Origin of the sequence: Aquamicrobium soli (assembly GCF_042646345.1) — a bacterium.
Classification (GTDB): domain Bacteria; phylum Pseudomonadota; class Alphaproteobacteria; order Rhizobiales; family Rhizobiaceae; genus Mesorhizobium; species Mesorhizobium soli_A.
Genome location: NZ_JBHRTK010000016.1, coordinates 166,636 through 188,433 on the forward strand (window position 1 = coordinate 166,636; position 21,798 = coordinate 188,433).

The 21,798-nt window shown below is 65.2% G+C and carries 15 protein-coding genes; 3 read left to right on the plus strand and 12 right to left on the minus strand.

Annotated elements, in window-relative coordinates:
- Positions 1-25: 25 nt before the first annotated feature.
- The 4 genes from ACFOHJ_RS17370 to ACFOHJ_RS17385 all read right to left on the minus strand — a co-directional run bounded on the left by ACFOHJ_RS17370 (position 26) and on the right by ACFOHJ_RS17385 (position 5,259).
- Positions 26-835 (minus strand): DUF72 domain-containing protein, encoded by an 810-nt coding sequence (locus tag ACFOHJ_RS17370; protein WP_378222673.1) that lies wholly within the window; start codon positions 833-835, stop codon positions 26-28.
- Between the two features lie 22 nt (positions 836-857).
- Positions 858-1,319, minus strand: a complete 462-nt coding sequence (locus ACFOHJ_RS17375) for a GNAT family N-acetyltransferase (protein ID WP_378223049.1) — start codon at positions 1,317-1,319, stop codon at positions 858-860.
- Positions 1,320-1,350: 31 nt separating this feature from the next.
- Positions 1,351-4,275: an excinuclease ABC subunit UvrA gene (gene uvrA / locus ACFOHJ_RS17380; protein WP_378222676.1), complete on the minus strand. Its 2,925-nt coding sequence runs from the start codon at positions 4,273-4,275 to the stop codon at positions 1,351-1,353.
- Positions 4,276-4,989: 714 nt separating this feature from the next.
- Positions 4,990-5,259: a hypothetical protein gene (locus ACFOHJ_RS17385; RefSeq protein ID WP_378222678.1), complete on the minus strand. Its 270-nt coding sequence runs from the start codon at positions 5,257-5,259 to the stop codon at positions 4,990-4,992.
- 225 nt (positions 5,260-5,484) lie between these two features.
- Between ACFOHJ_RS17385 and ssb the strand changes: the two genes are divergently transcribed.
- Positions 5,485-6,024 (plus strand): single-stranded DNA-binding protein, encoded by a 540-nt coding sequence (gene ssb / locus ACFOHJ_RS17390; protein ID WP_378222681.1) that lies wholly within the window; start codon positions 5,485-5,487, stop codon positions 6,022-6,024.
- A 271-nt stretch (positions 6,025-6,295) separates the two neighbouring features.
- Here the strand turns inward: ssb and ACFOHJ_RS17395 are convergent, their stop codons facing one another.
- The 4 genes from ACFOHJ_RS17395 to ACFOHJ_RS17410 are packed head-to-tail and all read right to left on the minus strand — an operon-like array spanning position 6,296 to position 12,975.
- Entirely contained in the window at positions 6,296-8,740 is a 2,445-nt protein-coding gene (locus ACFOHJ_RS17395) for a GcvT family protein (RefSeq protein ID WP_378222684.1), read from the minus strand.
- Between the two features lie 34 nt (positions 8,741-8,774).
- The gene (locus tag ACFOHJ_RS17400; protein ID WP_378222686.1) at positions 8,775-9,956 is read right to left on the minus strand and encodes a pyridoxal phosphate-dependent aminotransferase; all 1,182 of its coding nucleotides are present in this window, start codon (positions 9,954-9,956) and stop codon (positions 8,775-8,777) included.
- 1 nt (position 9,957) lies between these two features.
- Positions 9,958-12,411, minus strand: coding sequence for a GcvT family protein (locus tag ACFOHJ_RS17405; RefSeq protein WP_378222689.1), 2,454 nt, complete (start codon positions 12,409-12,411; stop codon positions 9,958-9,960).
- 21 nt (positions 12,412-12,432) lie between these two features.
- Entirely contained in the window at positions 12,433-12,975 is a 543-nt protein-coding gene (locus tag ACFOHJ_RS17410) for a helix-turn-helix domain-containing protein (RefSeq protein ID WP_378223051.1), read from the minus strand.
- A gap of 222 nt (positions 12,976-13,197) precedes the next feature.
- Between ACFOHJ_RS17410 and ACFOHJ_RS17415 the strand changes: the two genes are divergently transcribed.
- Positions 13,198-13,908, plus strand: a complete 711-nt coding sequence (locus ACFOHJ_RS17415) for a nitroreductase (RefSeq protein ID WP_378222690.1) — start codon at positions 13,198-13,200, stop codon at positions 13,906-13,908.
- 11 nt (positions 13,909-13,919) lie between these two features.
- Here the strand turns inward: ACFOHJ_RS17415 and soxG are convergent, their stop codons facing one another.
- From soxG to ACFOHJ_RS17435, 4 genes are read right to left on the minus strand one after another with little or no spacing between them, the layout of a single operon-like run.
- On the minus strand, positions 13,920-14,537 hold the full coding sequence (gene soxG / locus ACFOHJ_RS17420; RefSeq protein ID WP_378222692.1) for a sarcosine oxidase subunit gamma family protein: 618 nt from the start codon (positions 14,535-14,537) through the stop codon (positions 13,920-13,922).
- Positions 14,530-17,538, minus strand: coding sequence for a sarcosine oxidase subunit alpha (locus ACFOHJ_RS17425; protein ID WP_378222695.1), 3,009 nt, complete (start codon positions 17,536-17,538; stop codon positions 14,530-14,532). The genes soxG and ACFOHJ_RS17425 overlap by 8 nt, the downstream gene beginning before the upstream one ends.
- Positions 17,535-17,828, minus strand: coding sequence for a sarcosine oxidase subunit delta (locus ACFOHJ_RS17430; protein WP_378222697.1), 294 nt, complete (start codon positions 17,826-17,828; stop codon positions 17,535-17,537). Before ACFOHJ_RS17430 ends, ACFOHJ_RS17425 begins: the two co-directional genes overlap by 4 nt.
- 8 nt (positions 17,829-17,836) lie before the next feature.
- Positions 17,837-19,096, minus strand: coding sequence for a sarcosine oxidase subunit beta family protein (locus tag ACFOHJ_RS17435; protein WP_378222700.1), 1,260 nt, complete (start codon positions 19,094-19,096; stop codon positions 17,837-17,839).
- Positions 19,097-19,297: 201 nt separating this feature from the next.
- Here ACFOHJ_RS17435 and ACFOHJ_RS17440 point away from each other — a divergent pair, with 201 nt between their 5' ends.
- Positions 19,298-21,778, plus strand: a complete 2,481-nt coding sequence (locus ACFOHJ_RS17440) for a mechanosensitive ion channel domain-containing protein (protein WP_378222703.1) — start codon at positions 19,298-19,300, stop codon at positions 21,776-21,778.
- Positions 21,779-21,798 lie beyond the last annotated feature (20 nt).

Consider the following 21,798-nt stretch of genomic DNA (forward strand, 5'->3'; position numbering starts at 1 on the left):
CGGCGGGGGCTGGGCAGGGCTTCGGCTACTTGCCCTCCACGCGCTTCATCAGCGCCATGGCGCCGAAGGGAGCGCGTACCTTGCCCTCGGTGATGAAGTAGACGAACACGTCGCGCGGCTGCACCGGCGCCTCGGCCGACGGGTCGGCGCGGGGCAGGTCGGCCGGCATCTTACCTTCGGCCCAGGTCTTGGCCCGCTCGGCCCATTCGTCCAGGCGCTTGGGCTCATAGCAGTCGGGATTGTCGTCCTTGCCGGTCTGCAGGCGCGCGTAGACGAAATCGCCGGTGACATCGGCGATGGCCGGATATTTGGCGTGGTCGGCATAAACGATCGCGGTCTTGTATTTTCGGGCCAGCGCCACGAATCCCGGCGTGACGAAGCTGTCGTTGCGGACCTCGAGCGCGTGGCGCAGCTTCACGCCATCCTGCTTTTCCGGCAGTAGCTTCAGGAAAGCCTCGAAGTCCTCGGGATCGAATTTCTTCGTCGGCATGAACTGCCACAGGATCGGCCCGAGCTTGTCGCCCAGCGCCGCGACGCCGGATTCCAGGAACCTCGTCATCGATTCGCCGGCTTCGCCGAGCACCCGGCGATTGGTGACGAAGCGATTGCCTTTCAATGAAAAAACAAAGCTTTCCGGCGATTCATTGGCCCACTTTACGAAGGTTGGCTCCTTGAAGCTCGAATAGTAGGTGCCGTTGACCTCGATGGTCGGCACCTGCCGCGAGGCGTAGTGAAGCTGCTTCGCCTTGGCTAGTTTTTCAGGGTAAAACGACGTGTCCCACGGCTCGAAGGTCCAGCCGCCCATGCCGGAGCGGATTTTTCCGGAGTTCGCCATTGTCCTGTCTCCCTTCGATGCGTCAGGCGGCGGGCCGGTCGACCGATTTCGCCATGTTCACGATCGTCCATCCTTGCCGGTAAGGATGCGGCCCGCGACCCGTTTCATGGAAACCGTAGCGTGCGTAGATAGCGAGATTCCGCTCCATCTTCGAACTGGCGAACAGCCTGATCTCCGGAACGCCCCAGTCGCGCGCCTGTTGCTCCGACCACCGCAGCAGGACCAAGGCCAGGCCACGGTGCTGGAAGGCGGGCGCGACGACGAGGCTGAAGATCATGGCATGGTCGGCATGCCGTTCGAGCACGACGAGCCCGGTCGTATCCGCGCCCTCTTCCCTCAGCCAGACCTCGCCGCGCTCGATGCGCGGCGCATAGTCTTCGGTGACGGGAACGGGCGGCGCGCCGAGCAGCGGGGTCCAGGGCGCGTAGGCGAGGTCGGTCAAGTCGACGACGGCGCTGAGATCATCGGAAACCGCTTGCCTCATCATGGCGCCGTGCCCTCGCTGTCCTTGCGGTCTATTCAGCCGCTTCCCGTTTCCCGCCGGGCCTGCGCTCCAGCAGTTCTTTCAGAAACTGGCCGGTATAGCTGCGAGGCTCGGCGACGATCGCCTCCGGCGGGCCGCTTGCCACCAGTTCGCCACCGCCGTCGCCCCCTTCGGGACCGAGGTCGAGGATCCAGTCGGCGGTCTTGATGACCTCCAGATTGTGCTCGATGACCACCACCGTGTTGCCTTGCTCGACCAGTTCGTGCAGCACTTCCAGGAGCTTGGCCACGTCGTGGAAGTGCAGGCCCGTGGTCGGCTCATCGAGGATGTAGAGGGTCTTGCCGGTCGCCTTGCGCGACAGTTCCTTGGCGAGCTTGATGCGCTGCGCCTCGCCGCCGGAAAGCGTCGTCGCCTGCTGGCCGATCTTGATGTAGCCGAGGCCTACCTGCTTCAGCGTCTCCAGCTTGTCGCGCACCGCCGGCACCGCCGAGAAGAATTCGACGCCTTCCTCCACCGTCATGTCGAGCACGTCGGCGATCGACTTGCCCTTGAAGACGACGTCCAGCGTCTCGCGGTTGTAGCGCTTGCCGTGGCAGACGTCGCAGGTGACGTAGACGTCGGGCAGGAAGTGCATCTCGATCTTGATGACGCCGTCGCCCTGGCAGGCCTCGCAGCGCCCCCCCTTGACGTTGAAGGAGAAGCGGCCAGGCTGGTAGCCGCGCGCCTTGGCTTCCGGCAGGCCGGCAAACCAGTCGCGGATCGGCGTGAAGGCGCCGGTATAGGTGGCCGGGTTGGAGCGCGGCGTGCGCCCGATCGGGCTCTGGTCGATGTCGATCACCTTGTCGAGGAATTCCAGTCCTTCGATGCGGTCATGCTCGGCCGGATGCTCGCGCGAACCCATGATGCGGCGCGAGGCGGCCTTGAACAGCGTTTCGATGAGGAAGGTCGACTTGCCGCCGCCCGAGACGCCGGTGACGCAGGTGAAGGTGCCGAGCGGGATTTCAGCCGTCACGTTCTTCAGGTTGTTGCCGCGCGCGCCGACTACCTTGATGCGCTTGCCCTTCTTACCCTGGCGGCGTTCGGCCGGCATGGCGATCTCCAGTTCGCCCGACAGGTATTTGCCGGTGATGGAGTTGGGATTCGCCATGATCTGCCGCGGCGTGCCCTCGGCAATGACGCGGCCGCCGTGGATGCCGGCCGCCGGCCCGATGTCGACCACGTAGTCGGCGTGCAGGATGGCGTCCTCGTCATGCTCGACGACGATGACGGTGTTGCCGATGTCGCGCAGGTGCTTCAGCGTATCGAGCAGGCGCGAGTTGTCGCGCTGGTGCAGACCGATCGACGGCTCGTCCAGCACGTAGAGCACGCCGGTGAGGCCGGAGCCGATCTGCGAGGCGAGCCGGATGCGCTGGCTTTCGCCGCCCGACAGCGTGCCGGAATTGCGCGCCAGCGTAAGGTAGTCGAGGCCGACATCGTTGAGGAAACGCAGCCGCTCGCGGATTTCCTTGAGCACGCGCACGGCGATCTCGTTCTGCTTTTCGTTCAACTGCGCCGGCAGGTCGGCAAACCACTGGTTGGCCTTGCGGATCGACATTTCAGTGACCTGGCCGATATGCAGGCCCCCGACCTTGACCGCGAGCGCTTCGGGCTTCAGCCGATAACCGTTGCAGGCGGGGCAGGGGGTGGCCGACATGAAGCGCTCGATCTCCTCGCGCATCCAGGCCGACTCCGTCTCCTTCCAGCGCCGTTCGAGGTTGGGGATCACGCCCTCGAAGGTCTTGGTGGTCTTGTAGGAGCGCAGGCCGTCGTCATACTGGAAGGCGATTTCCCGCTCTCCGGTGCCGTGCAGGATGGCGTCCTTCGCCTCGTCGTCGAGATCCTTGAACTTGTCGGAGAGCTTGAAGCCATAGACCTTGCCCAGCGCTTCCAGCGTCTGCGCGTAATAGGGCGAGGTCGATTTCGCCCACGGGCCGATGGCGCCGGCCCGCAGCGAGAGATTGTCGTCCGGCACCACCAGGCTGGCGTCGATCGCGCGCTGGCTGCCCAGCCCGTCGCAGGTCGGGCAGGCGCCGAACGGGTTGTTGAAGGAGAAAAGCCGCGGCTCGATTTCGGGGATGGTGAAGCCGGATACCGGGCAGGCGAACTTTTCCGAAAACAGGATGCGTTCATGCGTATCGTTGGCCGACTTGTTGGCTGCACCGCCTTCCGCCGTCTCTTCCGGCGGCAGCGGCTTGTCGGCGAATTCGGCCACGCAAAGCCCGTCGGCCAGTTTCAGCGCCGTCTCGATGGAGTCGGCGAGGCGGGTGGCGAGGTCGGGCCGCACCACGATGCGGTCGACCACCACGTCGATGTCGTGCTTGTACTTCTTGTCCAGCGCCGGCACGTCGGCGATCTCGTAGAATGTGCCGTCGACCTTGACGCGCTGGAAGCCCTTTTTCTGAAGTTCCAGCAACTCCTTGCGGTACTCGCCCTTGCGCCCGCGCACGATGGGGGCGAGCAGGTAAAGCCGCGTGCCTTCCTCCAGCGCCAGCACCCGGTCGACCATCTGCGAGACGGTCTGGCTTTCGATCGGCAGGCCTGTCGCCGGCGAATAGGGAATGCCGACGCGCGCGAACAGAAGCCGCATATAGTCGTAGATTTCCGTGACCGTGCCGACGGTCGAGCGCGGGTTCTTCGAGGTGGTCTTCTGCTCGATGGAGATGGCGGGCGACAGGCCGTCGATCTGGTCGACGTCCGGCTTCTGCATCATCTCAAGGAACTGCCGCGCATAGGCCGACAGGCTCTCGACATAGCGGCGCTGGCCTTCGGCATAGATGGTGTCGAAGGCCAGCGAGGATTTGCCCGAGCCGGACAGGCCGGTCATGACGATGAGCGTGTCACGCGGCAGGTCGAGATCGACATTCTTCAGGTTGTGCTCGCGCGCTCCGCGAATGGACAGGTATTTATGATCGGCCATTGCCGCTCGCCGCCTCAGATTGGAATGTCATGGATCGGCGGGCCGCCGCCAACCCCTCATGTAGGCATTCTCGCCGCCACGTCGAGAGGCCCGGAATTTCTTCATCAGCGTTTAACCGCCTTTCGCGCGGGCGGGCAAGCATAAAGAACAAAAAACGAACGACTACTGACAAGCCGGGGTAGTCGGGGGATCGGGAGCGATCACATTTTGTATCCCGCGCCTTCGCGCTGTTGACGCGGCGGCAGGCGCGGGGCACCATTGGAGCGTCAAGGAAAGTTCGCTTTTAGCCGAACAGGCTCTGGTGAGAGCCGCTTGCGAGGCGCCGCAGGCCGGCGGAGGCGAACTTCAGGCGACGGTGTCCAACGGACAGAAGGAGCGAGGTATGACTCCACCGGACAGTCCCAGCAGGCTCCACGCGATGATGGAGCCACGGCAGGCCTAGCCTACCGGGTTGACACGGTTCAGCCTCAAAGCTGCTTTGCCGATTCCAACAATCAGAGACCATAGTCGGATCGACGGCGCGAGCCGTTAAGGGCATCCGAAATCCAACGCCGGTAAACCACTCCCGGCAAACCGTGATGGGACATCACACAGGCCCCGGCCGCCTGCTCAGGCAGCGGCGGGGCCGTTCTGTATGGCTTGCGGGTAAAGGGAACGCGGACCTGTCGCGAGGCGCCGGGGGTCTGTTCCGCTTTATGGCTGCTGAAAATACCCTTACCGACGGCCACGCGGCTGAAGAGGGCCGGCACCGATATCGACAATGACATTGCCGCTGATATGCACGTCCATGTCGCCGATCTTGAATTGGCCGGGCTTGGTAGTGGCTGGTTCGTCGGGCTCGGGCGCCAGCGGCTTGACGATGCGATACGGCTTGTCGACGCCCGGCAGTGTGCTGTTGGCGGGCGGCGCGGCGTCTTTCGCGAAGGCCGGGACGGCAGCAATCGATAGAGCGATGCAGGCGAACAGGGAAGCGAAGCGGGGCATGCCCGTCAGTATAAAGGACCTGCTTCGGTCCGACCAGCCCGGCCTGCCGCGGTCAGAGCGTGCCCGATCGGGGCTTTCGGGATAATATCTTGACAGAAGGCGAGGGATGTCAGAACATAAAGAGAACAAAAATAGTGTGGGAAAGAGCGCCGAGGGGCGGCGCGGTTGACTGCTGCCCTGTAAGGTGCGGCGAAAGTCTGTTTCGGATGAGCGTGGAGAAGATTCATGGCGGGTAGCGTCAACAAGGTCATTCTGGTGGGCAATCTCGGCGCGGACCCGGAAGTCCGCCGCCTGAACTCGGGTGACATGGTCGTCAATCTGCGCATCGCGACCTCCGAGACTTGGCGCGACAAGAATTCCGGCGAGCGCAAGGAAAAGACCGAGTGGCACCAGGTGGTCATTTTCAACGACAACCTGGGCAAGGTCGCCGAGCAGTACCTCAAGAAGGGCATGAAGGTTTATATCGAAGGCTCCCTGCAGACCCGTAAATGGGAAAAGGACGGCGTCGAGCGGTATTCCACCGAAGTCGTGCTGCAGAAGTTCCGGGGTGAGTTGCAGATGCTCGATGCGCGCGGGCAGGGCGGCGAAGGCGGCCAGGTCGGCAGCTATTCCGGCGGTGGTGGCGGCGGTGGTTACGGGCGCGGCTCGGACTTCGGCCAGTCCGGCCCGAACGATTCCTTCGGCCGTGGCGGTTCCGGCGGCGGCCGCCCGGGCGGCGGTGGCGGCGGTGGTTCTCGCGACCTGGACGACGAAATTCCGTTCTGAGCCGGTTTCATGCCCTGGGTAGGCGGGTGATGCCACCTGGGCGATTGGCTGGTCGGATTTAACGGTCCCCGTCGGTGTGCGGGGGCAACCTTCCTGTGAAGTAACCCCCACCCCTAGCCCCTCCCCACAAGGGGGAGGGGGAACACGGGCCGACAAGCTCTGCGTAGCCGCCGGGTTCTTGGCAGAGCAGCGGCAGAATTCCCCTCCCCCTTGTGGGGAGGGGTTAGGGGTGGGGGTATCTCCCTGTAAACAGCCCCTGCCGTTTGTGCGGTTACATCCGCACCCGTTCCGCCTTCGGGTCGTACATCGGCTTCAACGAGGCCTCGGCCTTGAAGCGCTGGCCGGCGATTTCGACTTCATAGCTTGAGCCCAAAATATCGGCTTCGCTCTCGCCCTTGGACGGCACGTAAGCCATGCCGATGGCGCCGCCGAGGTGGTGGCCGTAATTGCCCGACGTGACGTTGCCGACGATCTTGCCGTCGCGCAGCAGCGCCTCGTTGTGGAAGAGCAGCGGCTGCGGATCGGTGAGGCGGAATTGCACCATCCTGCGCGACAGGCCTTCCTCCTTCTTCTTCAGCACGGCATCGCGGCCGATGAAGTCTCCCTTGCCGGTCTTGACCGCGAAGCCGAGGCCGGCCTCCAGAACATGGTCCTCGTCGGTGATGTCGTGGCCGAAATGGCGGAAGGCCTTTTCGATGCGGCAACTGTCCAGCGTGTGCAGGCCGCACAGCTTGAGGTCGTATTCGCGGCCGGCCTCCTCCAGCGCCTCGAACACGTGCGCCGTCTGGTCGGTGGAGACATAGAGCTCCCAGCCGAGCTCGCCGACATAGGTGACGCGGTGGGCGCGCGCCAGCCCCATGCCGATCTCGATCGTCTGGAAGGTGCCGAACGGATTGTTCTCGTTGGAGAAGTCGTTCGGGCTCACCTTGCGGATCACCTCGCGGGCGCGCGGCCCCATCAGGCACAGCACGGATTCGGCGGCGGTGACGTCGGTGATGACGACGAACTCGTCGCGCAGGTGCTTTCGCAGCCAGGCGAGGTCGCGCTGCAGTGTCGCGCCCGGCACCACCAGGAAGAAGGCCGTCTCCGACAGCCGCGATATGGTCAGGTCGCTTTCGATGCCGCCGCGCTCGTTCAGCATCTGGGTGTAGGTGATCCTGCCCGGCGCAACGTCGATGTCGTTGGCGCACAGCCGTTGCAGGAAGGCTAGCGCGTCGCGACCCTCGACCCTGATCTTGCCGAACGAGGTCATGTCGAACAGGCCGACATTGTTCCTGACCGCCAGATGCTCCTCGCGGTTGTTGTCGAACCAGTTCTGCCGCTTCCAGGAATAGCGGTATTCGCGCTCCTGGCCCTCTCTAGCGAACCAGTTGGCGCGCTCCCAGCCGGCGGTTTCGCCGAACACCGCGCCGCGCGCCTTCAGATGCTCGTGGATGGGCGAACGGCGCACGCCGCGCGCGGTCACCGGCTGGCGGTAGGGGAAATGGTCGGCATAGAGCAGGCCGAGCGTTTCGGTGGAGCGCTGGTAGAGATAGCTCCGGTTGGCCTGGAAGGGCTGCACGCGGCGGATGTCCACGTCCCACAGGTCGAAGGGCGGCTCGCCGTCCTGCATCCATTGCGCCAGCGCCATGCCGGAACCGCCGGAGGACTGGATACCGATGGAGTTGAAGCCGCAGGCGACCCAGAAATTCTTCAGTTGCGGCGCTTCGCCGAGATAGTAGCGGTCGTCCGGGGTAAAGCTTTCCGGCCCGTTGAAGAAGGTGTGGATGCCAGCGTCGGCCAGGAGCGGCATGCGCTTCACCGCCTTTTCCAGGATCGGCTCGAAGTGATCGAAATCCTCCGGCAACTGGTCGAAGCAGAAATCTTCGGGAATGCCGTTCATGCCCCAGGGCTTCGCCACCGGCTCGAACGCGCCGAGCAGGATCTTGCCGGCGTCTTCCTTGTAGTAGGCGCATTCGTCGGGCACGCGCAGCACCGGCAGGCGGCCAAGCTCGGGAATGGCCTCCGTGACGATGTAGAAATGCTCGCAGGCGTGCAGCGGCACCGGCACGCCGACCGAGGCGCCGACCTCGCGCGCCCACATGCCGGCGCAGTTCACCACATGCTCGCATTCGATCGTCGTCGTCTCGCCGTTCATGACGGCGGTCACGCCGCTGACGCGCCCCTCGCGCTGATGAATCGCGGTCACCTTGGCCTGCTCGAATATCTTCGCGCCGAGCTGGCGCGCACCCTTGGCCAGCGCCAGCGTGATGTTGGCCGGGTCGCCTTGCCCGTCCTTGGGGATGAACACGGCGCCCTTCACGTCCGAGACTTCGAGATGCGGGTAGCGGTTCTTCGCTTCCGAGGGCGAGATTTCCTCGACGTCGACGCCGTAGGCCCGCGCCATCGAGGCGCCGCGATAAAGCTCCTCCTTGCGGTCCTCGGTCAGCGCGATCGAGATCGATCCGCACTGGCGCATGCCGGTGGCGACGCCGGTTTCCTCTTCCAGCCGGGAATAGAGGTCGGCCGTGTATTTCGCCAGCCGGGTCATGTTGGCGGTGGCGCGCAACTGCCCGATCAGCCCGGCCGCGTGCCAGGTGGTGCCGCTGGTCAGCTGCTTTCGCTCCAGAAGCACGATGTCCGTCCAGCCGAGCTTGGCGAGGTGGTAGGCGACGGAACAGCCGGATACGCCGCCGCCGATGATGACGACGCGGGCCTTGGTGGGAAGAGCAGCCATGTTGGATCCTGGAGGTTGGTTTATTCGTGGAAAATTAGGCGACCTGCCTGCGGTAGCTTGAGGCGAAACGGCGCAGGCGCCCGGCCGCTTCCTGCAATACGGGCTCCGGCTGGCACAGGCTGATGCGGATATGGCCGGCGGCAGCCTCGCCGAAGGCCGAACCCGGCGTCACCCCGACCTTTTCGGTGTCGAGCAAGGCCCAGGCGAATTTCTCGTCGTCCGGCTCGATGGCGGAAATGTCGAGCATGACATACATGCCGCCCTCCGAGCCACGCACGGTGACGTCGTTCATGCCGCGGATGGCGTCGAGGAACACGGTGCGGCGCCCGCCGTAGCGCTCGGCGATTTCCTTGACCCCGTAGCCGTTCTCCAGCGCCTCGACCGCCGCATGCGAGATGAAGTCGACGAGGCCATAGGTGGAAACGAGGTTGAGGTCGGTGAGAAGCTGGATCATCCGCTCCGGCCCGGCCAGCCAGCCGAGGCGCCAGCCGGTCATGCCGTGGCTTTTCGACATCGAGTTGATGACCAGCGTGCGCTCGGCCATGCCCGGCAGCGAGCGCGGCGAGACATGCTCGCCGCCGCCGAGGGTCCAATAAACCTCGTCGGACAAAAGCCAGAGATCGTGCCGGCGGCAGATGTCGGCGATGCCCTCCAGCGCCTTGCGCGTATAGACGGCGCCGGTCGGGTTGTTGGGCGTATTGATCAGGATGGCGCGGGTGTTGGGCCGAGCCGCCGCCTCGATGGTTGCCGCATCCGGCTGGAAGCCATCCTCCGAGCGCGTTTCGACCACGCTAAACTCGGCATTGGCCGCCCGGAAGGTGCCCGGATAGGTGGCGTAATAGGGCGCCACGACGATGCCATGGTCGCCGTCGTCGAGCACGCTCTGCACGGCGGCGTAGAGGGCGGCCTGCCCACCGGGCGTCGCGATCACCTGTTCGGCCGTGGTGGCGACGCCGGTCGATTGCGTCGATATCTTTGCCAACGCCGCGCGCAGGGCAGGGGTGCCGGAAAGCTGCGTGTAGTGGTGGTGGCCGGCCCGCACAGCCTCCACGCAGGCCTCCACCGTTTCCTTCGGCGTATCGAAGTCATGATCGCCGACCGACAGGATGATGATCGGCTCGCCGGCTTCCTTGCGTGTCACGGCTTCGAAATGGACCTCCCAGCCATCCTTGCCGGATGGCACGAGGCCGGTAACGCGGGACGACGGTTTGGGCATGTCAGGCTCGCAATCTCTCGTTCTTCGGGTCCCAGAGCGGCTCGTCCTTCTGCACGACGGCCTTGAAGCGGTCGCCGAAGATCTCGACTTCGATCTCGGTGCCGGCTTCGCTCAGGTCGGCTCGCAGCATGCCGAGCGCGATCGACTTGTCCACCCTGTTGCCCCAGCCTCCTGACAGCGTTTCGCCGACGATCTTGCCGCCGTGCCAGAGCGTCGCCATGTAGGGCGCATCGCAGTCGCCGGGGTTCTCGACGGTGAGCGTGACGAAGCGCTTCTTCACGCCCTGCTGCTTTTCGGCCGCAAGGGCCGCCTTGCCGCGGAAGTCCGGCTTGTCCCATTTGACGAAGCGTTCGAGCCCGCCCTGCAGAACCGTGTAGTCGGTGGAAAGGTCCTGCTTCCAGGCGCGGTAGCCTTTCTCCAGCCGCAGCGAATCCAGCGCGTACATGCCGAACGGTTTCAGCCCATGCTTCTGGCCTGCCTGCCAGACGGCGTCGAACACGGCAGCGGTGTCGGCGACCTTGGTGTGGATTTCCCAGCCGAGTTCGCCGGCGAACGACACCCGCACCAGCTGGCACCAATGTCCCGCGACCTGCGCGGACTGGTGCGTGAGCCAGGGCAGCGTAAGGTCGGCATCGGTGAGTTCGGCGAGAATCGCGCGCGAATTGGGGCCGGACAGGATCTGGCAGGAGAATTCTTCCGTCTTGTTTTCAAGCGCAATTCCAGTGCCTTGCGGAAGATGTTTTTGTAGCCACTCGAAGTCGTGAAGTTCGGCCGAGGCAGCGGTGATGAGGAAGAACAGGTTTTCCTCGATCGCCATGATCGACATTTCGGTGACGATGCGGCCGCTGTCGTCGGCGAAGTAGCCGAGGCCGATGCGCCCCGGCTTCGGCACCGCGCCGGTGATCTGCGTCGACAGCCAGTCGCGCGCGCCTTCGCCGGCGAGGCGGTAGCGCGAGAAGCCGGGCAGGTCGAGAATGCCGGCCGCGTCGCGCACCGCCAGGCATTCCTCCCGCACCCGCTGTTCCCACGGCCCGGAGCGGGCGAAGGTGAGGGTGGCTTCGGCCGATGTGTCGTCGCCGGGCTTGGCGTACCACAAGGCGCGTTCCCATCCGTTTGCGGTGCCGAACTGCGCGCCCAGTGCCGCGATGCGGTCGTGGATGACCGAGAGCTTCCGGTTGCGGCCCTCCGGCCACACGCGGCGCGGGAACTGGATCACATATTCGTTGGCATAGACCTCCTTGCCCTTGGTGACGCAATAGGCCGGGTCGGAAGCGAAGGCGGTGAAGCGGCGCGGGTCGCACGACCACATGTCCCATTCGGTCTGGCCCTCGGTCACCCATTCGGCCAGCACCTTGCCGGCGCCGCCGGCCTGCGAGATGCCGAAGGTGAACACGCAGGCCTCGAAGGCGTTGGGCACGCCGGGCATCGGCCCGATCAGCGGGTTGCCGTCAGGCGCATAAGGGATCGGCCCGTTGATCATCTTGGAAAGGCCGGCGGTGCCGAGGATCGGCACGCGCTCGGTGGCGTCGTTGAGATACCATTCCAGCCGGTCGAGGTCGTCGGGGAAGAGCTGGAAGGAAAAATCCTCCGGCATCGGGTCGTCCGGGGTCGCCCAGTGCGCCCGGCAACCCTTTTCGTAGGGGCCGAGATTCATGCCGTTCTTTTCCTGCCGCAGGTACCAGGAGGTGTCGACGTCGCGCAGCAGCGGCAGCTTGCGGCCCTGTTCCCTGGACCAGGCGGCGAGTTCGGGGATTTCCTCGAACAGGATGTACTGGTGGCTCATCACCATCATCGGCACCTGCCGGCCGAACATCTTTCCGACTTCCGCCGCGCGGTAGCCGGCAGCGTTGACGACGATCTCGCAGCGGATTTCGCCCTGCATCGTCTCGACCACCCATTCGTCGTTCTCGCGGCGCACGCCGGTGACCGGGCAGAAACGGATGATCCTGGCGCCCATGTCGCGCGCGCCCTTGGCCAGCGCCTGCGTCAACTGCGCGGGGTCGATGTCGCCGTCGTTGGGGTCGTAGAGCGCGCCCTGGAGGCCGTGCGTTTCCAGGAAGGGGTAGCGGCGCTTGATCTCGTCGGCGCCGACGACCTCGATATCCATGCCCTGGTAGCGGCCCATGCCCTTGGCGCGCTCGAATTCGCGCATGCGCTCGCGGCTATGGCCGAGCCTGAGCGAGCCGGTGACGTGGTAGTTCATCGGGTAGTCGACCGCCTCGGCGAGACCGCGATAGAGCTCTGTCGAATAACGCTGCATGTTCATCAGCGACCACGAGGTCGAGAAGGTCGGCACGTTGCCGGCCGCATGCCAGGTGGAACCGGAGGTGAGTTCGTTCTTCTCCAGAAGCACGCAGTCGCTCCAGCCCGCCTTGGCGAGATGATAGAGCGAGGAAGTGCCGACGGCACCGCCACCGATGATGACGACCCGGGCCCGGCTTGGTAGTTCGGCCATGTTTATCTCTCCACAACCTGCTCAATAGACGGGCGGCGAAACCACCCAGATGACGACGGCCGGCTCGCGGCCGGGATTGCGCCAGCGATGCGGCTTATGCTCGAAGCGAAAGCTGTCGCCGGCGTTGAGCCGGTGCCACACACCGGCGATCTCGATTTCGAAAATGCCCGATACGACATAACCGGCTTCCTCGGTCGGCCGCTCGTTCTCGGTCTTGAGTTCCGCGCCCGGCGCGAACACCGAACGCAGCATCTCGAAACTGCCGCCGAGGTCGGGCGACAAGAGTTCTTCCACCAGCCCCGATTCGCTGGTGCCGAGCGAGCGCCGCTGCGCGCTGCGCACGACGACGCCGCGCTCGCGCTCCTCCGGCACGTCGTGGCCGAAGAATAGGCTGACGGGAACCCCGAACAGCGTCGCCAGCGCCCTCAAATCCTCCAGCGACGGCATCGACAGGCCGCGTTCCACCTGGCTCACCCAGCCGACCGAACGGCCGAGATTCAGCGCGATCTCGGCAAGCTTAAGGCCCCGCGCCTTGCGCAGCGCGCGGATGTCGCCGGCAAGCAGGCGCTCGCCATTGTCCAGCCTTGGAGAAGATGCTGCCAGCGGCACGAAACGGTTCCGTGAAAAAATTCCCTATAATTTCATCAGAGTCCGAATACGTGAAAAAATCAAGAGGGATTTCACGAAGGCAGAAGAAGTGCTTGCCCGCGACCGCCGCTTGGTGCAAAGGCACGGGCGTGAACGGCGGCGGGGGACGCCCGGTCAGACACTTGCTATGGGTAGGCCATGCTGGCACCGGAAAACATGCCCCTGATTGACGATGAAGCGGCGATCGTCGACGAAGCGATCACCTCGCGCCGCTCGGTGCGCGCCTTCCTGCCCGATCCCGTCGATGACGAGGCGATCCGCGCCATCCTGGCGGTTGCGTCGCGCGCGCCTTCCGGCACCAACATGCAGCCTTGGCGCGTCTACGTGACCAAGGGCGAGGTCAAGCAGCGCATTTCCGATGCTATCCTCAGTTCCGGCATCCGCGCCGAAAAGGTCGAGTGGGACGAGTATAAATATTACCCCGACCATTTCTTCGAGCCGTACCAGGCAAGGCGGCGCGCCAACGGCTTCGGGCTCTACGGCGCGCTCGGCATCGGCCGGCGTGAAGTGGATCGCATGCGCGCCCAGCACGACCGGAATTTTGTGTTCTTCGACGCGCCTGTCGGCATGATCTTCACCATCGACCGCCGGCTGAACAAGGGGTCGTGGATCGACTACGGCATGTTCCTGCAAAACATCATGATCGCGGCGCGGGCGAGGGGCCTGCACACCTGCCCGCAGGCGGCGTTCGCGCCCTACCACAGGCAGATAAGGCCGATCCTCGACATCAAGGACGAGGAAATCGTCGTCTGCGGCATGGCGCTCGGCTACGAAGACACGAGCAAGCCGGAAAACGGCTTCCGTACGGACCGCGAGCCGCTGGAGACCTGGGTCACCTTCGCCGGCTGATGCCGCCTGGCCTATTTCACGACATAGCCGACTTCTTCGCAGGCGTGGCAGAGCACCTTCCAGAAGCTGCGCGCGAACGAGCGGAACACGTAAAGGTCGAACTGTTCGGCATCGCTGCGCTGGATCTGCGCGAAGATCTCGTGATGCACGGTCGAGCGCGCCGAGCCGGTCGGGAAGGCGGTCGGTGAAAAATCGATGGCGAAGAGCTTCGCCAGCACCCATTCCGCCCTGGAACCCTCGATGCGGATGACGGTACGGCCATGCGACAGGTCGGTGACCGTGCCCATTTCCGCCGGTACCGCGTCGGCGAAGGCCGCCGCGAGGTCGTCGTCCTCGCTAACCGCCATGAATTTGCCGGGCGCGACACCGAAGGCGGCTTTTCCGCCCTTGGCAACTCCGCCACCCGCGCCATCGGGCAGCGAAAGGCCGGTGACCGCGGCGATGGCGGCGATCAGCTTCTTTTCCTCTCCCGGCCAGGCGGCAAGCTGCACGACCGAGTCGGGCTGCACCTCGCTCAGCGCAACACCGGCGCCAGCCTCGAGATTGCCGTGCGAGCCGGGCTGGAAAACCGGCCGGAGCGGCGACTGGCGCTCGATCTCCACGTCAGGGGTCCCCAATTTGTCAGCCATGCATGCGGCTCCCTTCCGGGTCGAAGAAGTGGTTGGAGACGATCTCGACCGGGCCGAAGCGCTTGCGCAGCGGGTCGGAAACGAAGGCACGCGTGCCCAGCAGCGCCGATCCGCGCTTGACCAGCGCCAGCGCGATATATTTGCCGAGCATCGGCGAATAGCAGCAGGCGGTGACATGGCCGATCGAGCCGTGCGGGTTGTCCTGGTCGAGTTCCTCGACGATATGCGCGCCGCCGTTGAGCGGCCGGTTGTCCAGCGCCACGATGCCGACCAGTTGCAAGCGCGTGGGCTCGGCCAGACCCTCGCGGTCCATCATCGCCGAACCGATGAACGGCTTCTTCTTCGACAGCATCCAGTCGAGGTGCAGGTCGCGCGCCGTGGTGCGGCCGTCGATCTCGGCGCCGGTGACGTGGCCCTTTTCGATGCGCATGGTGCCGAGCGCCTCAAGCCCGTAGGGCACCAGCCCGAACGGCTTGCCGGCCTCGATCAGCGCCTGCCAGACATGCGTGCCGAAGCCTGAGCCGCAATAGACCTCGAACGCCATCTCGCCGGAGAAGGAAAGCCGGCAGATCATCACCGGCACGCCGGCGATCTTCCCATGCACGATACCCATGAAGGGCAGGGCGGCGTTGTCGACCGCCGTGCCCTCGACGCAACTCGCCAGGATTTCGCGCGCCTTGGGTCCGCCGATGGCCGCGCCCGCCCATTGGTCGGTAACCGAGGTGACGGTAACGCGCAGCTCCGGCCAGATCACGTCGAGGAAATATTCCAGATGCTGCATCACCTTGCCGGCATTGGCCGTGGTGGTGGTCATCAGGAAATCGTTGGCGCCGAGCCGCCAGGTGGTACCGTCGTCGAAGGCGAGGCCGTCCTCGCGCAGCATCAGTCCATAGCGCGCCTTGCCGACCGGCAGGGTCGAGAAAAGGTTGGTGTAGACGCGGTCGAGGAATTCGGCCGCGTCCGGTCCCTGCACGGCGATCTTGCCCAGCGTCGAGACATCGACGATGCCAGCCGTGCTGCGGGAGGCCTTCACCTCGCGAACGTAAGCCTGCTCGACAGTTTCCCCGGGAAGCCCGTAGATCTGCGGGCGGTGCCACAGGCCGGCCGAATACAGGGTCGCGCCGTGTTCGACATGCCAGTCGTGCATCGGCGTCAGCCGGTCCGGCTTGATGTCGCCGTAGCGTTCGCCGGCGATCGAGCCGATGGAAACGGCCGAGAAAGGCGGCCGGAAGCGCGTGGTGCCCACTTCCGGGATCGGCTTGCCGAGCGCATCCGCCATGATGGCGAGGCCCGGGACGTTGGAACTCTTGCCCTGGTCCGTCGCCATGCCGAGCGTGGTGTAGCGCTTCAGGTGCTCGACCGAGACGAAGCCCTCGCGGTGCGCAAGCCGCACGTCGTCGGCGGTGACGTCGTGCTGGAAGTCGACGAAACTCTTGCCTTCCGCCTTGATCTCGAAGATCGGGGCGGGATCGGGGTCGAGGGGTTCCGGCTGGACGCCCGGCAGGTCGAAGGGGGCGGCTTTCCCGCCAGCCGCCGACACGCCGGCCGCATGGCCTTCGGCAATCGCCCCGGTCGTCGAGAAACTGCCGGTGAAAGCGCCCGCGCCGAGCCATTCTTGCGTGGGCTGCGGCGGCAGGAATGCCTGCTTGCGGGAATCCCATTCGGGTTTCGCGCCGGCCTGGCTCGCCAGATGGATCGCCGGCGACCAGCCGCCCGACGCCAGCAGGCAGTCGGCCTGGATGGCGCGCGTCGCGCCGGAAAGCCGCTTGCCGTCTGCGTCGAAGTGCTGCACGGTGACGGAGGAAAGCGCCTTGGCGCCCTCGGTGCCGATTACGGCATGGCCGGCAAGAAGCTCGGCCCCCGCCGCCTGCGCCAGCGCGCGGACGGCCTCGGACGGCTCAGTGCGTACGTCGACGATGGCCGCGATCTGCGCGCCGGCGTTTTTCAATGCGAGCGCGGCCTGGTAGGCGCTGTCGTTGTTGGTGAACAGCGCGATCCGCTCGCCGGGCAGCACGCCGAACTCGTTGGCGTAGCGGCGAGCCGCGTCGGCCAGCATGACGCCCGGCCGGTCGTTGCCGGGAAACACCAGCGGCCGCTCCAGCGCACCGGTGGCGAGCACGACCTTCCTTGCGCGGATCGTCCAGTAGCGATGGCGCGGCTCGCCTTTGGCAGGCGCCGGCTTGTGGTCGCTGACGCGCTCGATCGCCGCCAGCGTGTTGCCGTCATAGTAGCCCCAGACAGTCGTGCGCGGCAGCAGGCGCACGTTCTGGCGGCCCCTCAATTCTTCCACGATACCCTTGGCCCAGTCGGCTGCGGGCTTCATGTCGATTTCCTCGTCCGACCAGTTAGCCGAACCGCCGAAATGCGGGTCGAGTTCGGCGAGGATGACATTCGCGCCGCTGTCGCTCGCCGCCCTGGCCGCCGTAAGCCCGGCAGGGCCGGAGCCGACCACCAGCACGTCGCAAAAGGCGTTCATGCGTTCGTAGCGGATGTTTTCCGCGACCGTTCCGGCGCGGCCGAGGCCGGCGGCGCGGCGGATGAAATGCTCGCAGAACATCCAGAAGCGGGTGCCTTTCAGTGGTCCGATCGCCGGGCCCATGAAGGTCTTGTAGTAGAAGCCTGCCGCCAGCAGCTTGCCGCCGAGCTGGTTGAGCGCATGGAAATCCCACGCCAGCGACGGCGAGCGGTTTTGGCTCACCACCGTCAGGCCGTCATGGATTTCGACCATCGTGGCCGGAATGTTCGGCTCGCGCGCTTCGCCGCGCAGGATCGTGACCAGCGCGTTCGGCTCGTCGACGCCGGCGGAAAGCAGGCCGCGCGGCCGGTGGTACTTGAACGAGCGGCCGAGCAGCGTCACTCCGTTGGCGAGCATGGCCGAAGCCAGCGTGTCGCCGGGATGGCCGGAATAGGAAACGCCGTCGAAGATGAAGCGCACGGTTTTTTGGCGGTCTATGCGGCCGCCCCCAGCGCGGCCCTGCTTGTGGGTACGGCGCGCGCTCATGATTTCACTCCGCGCCGCTTTGCCCTGGCATGGGTGTCGCCGCGCGCCGGCACCGCGCTCGAAATGGCGTGCGTCAGCGTGTTGCGCACCACCCGCATATGCATGCGGCAGCCGCCGGAGTGCTGCCAGATCTCGTTGTGGTCGCCCGCCGGGTTCAGCCGGCCATAGACGTAGTCGTTCCAGGCGTCGAGGTCCTGCGAGGCCGGATCGGGCCGCTCGCGGTTACCGTCCCCCTGATAGGTGAACTCGATGGCGTCGCGCGGGCCGCAATAGGGACAGGTGATCAGCATTTTTCCACCTAATGCAGCCGTGGCGTTGCGCCTTGGCCCTTCTCGTCGATGAGGATGCCGCGCTGGAAGCGATCGAGCGTGAAGGCGGCGTTGAGGTCGTGCGGCTCGTCGCGGGCGATGGTGTGGGCGAAGCACCAGCCGGAGGCGGGCGTGGCCTTGAAGCCGCCGTAGCACCAGCCGCAATTCAGGTACATGCCGGGCAGGGGGCCGGTGGTGATGATCGGCGAGCCGTCCATCGACATGTCGCACAGCCCGCCCCAGGAGCGCAGCAGGCGCACGCTGGCGAGCGAGGGGAACATGGCCAGCATCTCGGCCATCACGTCGTCGACGATCGGCAGGTTGCCGCGCTGGGCATAGGAATTGTAGCCGTCTATGTCGCCGCCGCAGACCAGCCCGCCCTTGTCGGACTGGTTTATGTAGCAGTGTCCCATGCCGAAGGTGACGACGGTATCGAGGAACGGCTTGATGGATTCGGTGACGAAGGCTTGCAGGACGTGGCTTTCGATCGGCAGCCGGTCGATGCCGGCAAGCTGCAGGACGCGGCCGGTCGAGCCGGCGACGGCGACCGCGACCTTCGCGGCCCGGATATCGCCCCTGGCGGTGGAGACCCCGACCACGCGGTCGCCGTCGCGCAGGAAGCCGGTCACCTCGCAGTTCTCGATGATGTCGACGCCGCGCCGGTCGGCGCCGCGCGCATAGCCCCAGGCGACGGCGTCGTGCCGGGCGGTGCCGGCGCGGCGCTGCATCAGCCCGCCGACGATGGGGAAGCGCGCATTGGTGGAGATGTCGATCGCCGGCATCAGCCGCTTGATCTCGGCCGGCGTCATCAGTTCCGCGTCCACGCCCTGATGGCGCATGGAATTGCCGCGCCGGGCGTAGTCGTCGAGCTGGCCCGGCGTATGGGCGAGGTTCAGCACGCCGCGCTGCGAGAACATGACGTTGTAGTTCAAATCGTGCGAAAGGTTCTCCCACAGCTTCATCGAGTGCTCGTAGAAGCGGGTGTTCGGCGGCAGCATGTAGTTGGACCGTATGGTCACCGTATTGCGGCCGACATTGCCGGAGCCCAACCAGCCCTTTTCCAGCACCGCGACATTGGTGATGCCGTGTTCCTTGGCAAGGTAATAGGCGGTCGAGAGGCCGTGGCCGCCGCCGCCGATGATGATCACGTCATAGGACGGCTTCGGCGCAGGCTTGCGCCAGGCGGGCTTCCAGTCCCGGTTTCCGGAGAAGGCGTTCTTGAGGAGCGAAAGGGCTGAATATTCCGCCATTCGTTTTGTTTCCCGTCCCTGTTCGTCACTGCGCGGTGTGGCGCACCTTATAGGCCGGCAATGCCGGCGAGGGCCAGCATTGCGCCATGGCTTTTCGATTGGCCGACCTCCCTGCCGGAGGCAGGGTTGCTCCTTGTTGCCGCCACCTTTATCACTGAGGAGGCCGGCCCGTCATGGATTCCCGTGAGTCGCACGTCAATCATGCTACTTCGCCCTTGTCGTTTCATCGTGGTTCTGGCGTTTGCGATATTGGCATCGCTGCACCTTGCCGTGGCCCAGGGCACGGCGCCGGCCGCGACCTCGCTGGTCGACAAGCAGCAGGCCATCCTCAGCCAACTGGCCACCAGCACCGACACGCTCGAAAAGGAGCTGAACCAGGACGGCGTGGACGACGCCACGCTGGTGGACATTAGGCTGAAGCTCGAAGGCGTCTCGCAAAAGGCGCTGGAGACCGCGCTGGCCTTCCGCACCCGCACGGCCGAAATCAACGCGCGGCTGGAGCAACTCGGTCCCGTGCCGGCGGAGGGCCAGCCGCCCGAACCCGATTCCGTCACCGCCGAGCGCAATGCGCTGACGGCGGAAAAGGCACAGATCAACGCCGTCATCGGCTCGGCGCAGTCGTTGTCCGTTCGGGTCAGCGGCATGATCGAGCGGATCGCGACCATGCGCAGCGCGCTGTTCCGCAGCCTGTTCACCAAGCGCTACTCGCTGTCGGACACGTTCAGCGGCAAGGTGGTGGACGATGCGAAAACCGATGTCGGCCGCTTTTACGGAGCGGTTTCGTCGTGGCTCAGCTTTGCCCTCAAATTCAAGCTGCAGGCGGTCCTTGCCGCGACCCTGACGGCGCTGGCGCTGGCGCTGGTGATGATGATCGCGGGCCGCCGCATCTTCGGCCGCATGTTCGTGGCCGATCCGGCGGTCGAGGACCCGTCCTATCTAAGCCGGCTGTCGGTCACCTTCTGGTCGACGCTGCTGCCTACCGCCGCCCTGGTGGTCTTCCTCGCTTCAACCATCTTCTTCTTCAATTATTACAACGTGTTGCGCGGCGATATTGGCGTCTTTCTCAATGCCTTCGCGGCCTTCGTCTCCATCGTTTTCTGCGTCAATCGCCTTTCCAACGCGGCGCTGTCGCCGCATCTGCCGAACTGGCGGTTGATCCCGGTCGAATCCGGGCCGGCGCGCTGGCTGGTGCGGTTGGCGACGGCGATGGCGCTGGTCATCGGCTTCAACGGCTTCCTGTCGACGGTCAACGAGCAGTTGCGCTCGCCCTTGTCGCTCACCATCGCCCGCAGCTTCCTCGCCGCCGTCGTCTTCGGCGTCATCCTGATCCTGATGGGGCTGGTGCGCCCGTTTCGCACCCATGAAGGCGTGTGGCGGCCCTGGCCGGCCTGGCTGCGCTACAGCGCCTATTCGGTGGGCGTCTTCGTCATCGCCGTCGCGCTGCTGGGCTATATCGGGCTTGCGCTTTTCGTGGCGCTGCAGGTGGTGGTCACCGGCACGATCCTGGTGATCGCCTATATCGGTTTCCTTTCGGCGCGTGCGATCGGCGCGGAGGGCGGGTTCGGCGAATCCTCGCTGGGGCGCTGGATGACCGAGAAGGGCAAGGTCGAGGAAACCACGCTCGACCAGCTCGGCCTTGCCGTCAGCATCGCGCTCAACGTGATGATCGTCGTCGTGTTCCTGCCGCTCATCCTTTTGATGTGGGGCTTCCAGCCGGGCGACATCCAGGCGTGGGGTTACCGGCTGGCGACTGGGGTGACGATCGGGTCGGTGACCATTTCGGCCATCGGCATCCTGAGCGGTATGGTGGTTTTCGTCATCGGCTATTTCCTGACCCGCTGGTTCCAGGGCTGGCTCGACGGTTCTGTGATGGCGCGCGGCAAGGTCGATGCCGGCGTGCGCAATTCGATCCGGTTGGCGGTCGGCTATGCCGGTGTGGCCCTTGCCGGCCTGGTCGGCATCTCGGCGGCGGGCATAGACCTTTCCAACCTCGCCCTGGTTGCCGGCGCTCTCTCGCTCGGTATCGGCTTCGGCCTGCAGAACGTCGTCTCCAATTTCGTTTCCGGCCTGATCCTGCTCGCCGAGCGGCCGTTCAAGGTCGGCGATTGGATCGTTGCCGGCGACGTATCGGGAACGGTCAAGAAGATCAGCGTGCGGGCGACCGAGATCGAGACGTTCCAGCGCCAGTCGGTCATCCTGCCGAACTCCAACCTGATCAACAACGCCGTCGGCAACTGGACGCACCGCAACAAGCTCGGCCGCATCGAGATCAAGGTGGGCGTCGCCTACGGCATGGACGCCAGGCTGGCGCACGAAACCCTGCTCGAGATTGCGCGCGAACACCCGCTGGTGCTGAAGAACCCGGAGCCCTTCGTGCTGTTCGTCAATTTCGGGCCGGCCGCCATGGAGTTCGAGATACGGGTGTTCCTGGCCGACATCACCAATGGCAGCGGCGTGCAGAACGACATCCGCTTCGCCGTGCTCGATCGGTTTGCGCAGGAGCACATCGACATTCCCTCGACGCCGAGGGCGATGCCGCCGGTGGAAACGCTGGAGCCATGGCCGAGCGACGATGAGAAGGCCGAGATGGAACATGCCGAGCGCGAACGCGAGCGCGCAGAGGCCGAGGAAGAAAAAAGGCGCAAGCCCGGCCGCCGCGGCCGCAAGCCCGATCCCGCCTGATACCGATTGTGGCATGAATG

Bases quoted from the DNA above. Each gene is read 5' to 3' on its own strand.
- ACFOHJ_RS17395 (WP_378222684.1), bottom strand. From the start codon at position 8,740: ATGGCTGCTCTTCCCACCAAGGCCCGCGTCGTCATCATCGGCGGCGGC.
- uvrA (WP_378222676.1), bottom strand. From the start codon at position 4,275: ATGGCCGATCATAAATACCTGTCCATTCGCGGAGCGCGCGAGCACAAC.
- ACFOHJ_RS17435 (WP_378222700.1), bottom strand. From the start codon at position 19,096: ATGGCGGAATATTCAGCCCTTTCGCTCCTCAAGAACGCCTTCTCCGGA.
- ACFOHJ_RS17415 (WP_378222690.1), top strand. From the start codon at position 13,198: ATGCTGGCACCGGAAAACATGCCCCTGATTGACGATGAAGCGGCGATC.
- ACFOHJ_RS17405 (WP_378222689.1), bottom strand. From the start codon at position 12,411: ATGGCCGAACTACCAAGCCGGGCCCGGGTCGTCATCATCGGTGGCGGT.
- ACFOHJ_RS17385 (WP_378222678.1), bottom strand. From the start codon at position 5,259: ATGCCCCGCTTCGCTTCCCTGTTCGCCTGCATCGCTCTATCGATTGCT.
- ACFOHJ_RS17375 (WP_378223049.1), bottom strand. From the start codon at position 1,319: ATGAGGCAAGCGGTTTCCGATGATCTCAGCGCCGTCGTCGACTTGACC.
- ACFOHJ_RS17440 (WP_378222703.1), top strand. From the start codon at position 19,298: ATGCTACTTCGCCCTTGTCGTTTCATCGTGGTTCTGGCGTTTGCGATA.
- ACFOHJ_RS17400 (WP_378222686.1), bottom strand. From the start codon at position 9,956: ATGCCCAAACCGTCGTCCCGCGTTACCGGCCTCGTGCCATCCGGCAAG.
- ACFOHJ_RS17370 (WP_378222673.1), bottom strand. From the start codon at position 835: ATGGCGAACTCCGGAAAAATCCGCTCCGGCATGGGCGGCTGGACCTTC.
- ACFOHJ_RS17425 (WP_378222695.1), bottom strand. From the start codon at position 17,538: ATGAGCGCGCGCCGTACCCACAAGCAGGGCCGCGCTGGGGGCGGCCGC.
- soxG (WP_378222692.1), bottom strand. From the start codon at position 14,537: ATGGCTGACAAATTGGGGACCCCTGACGTGGAGATCGAGCGCCAGTCG.
- ACFOHJ_RS17430 (WP_378222697.1), bottom strand. From the start codon at position 17,828: ATGCTGATCACCTGTCCCTATTGCGGCCCGCGCGACGCCATCGAGTTC.
- ssb (WP_378222681.1), top strand. From the start codon at position 5,485: ATGGCGGGTAGCGTCAACAAGGTCATTCTGGTGGGCAATCTCGGCGCG.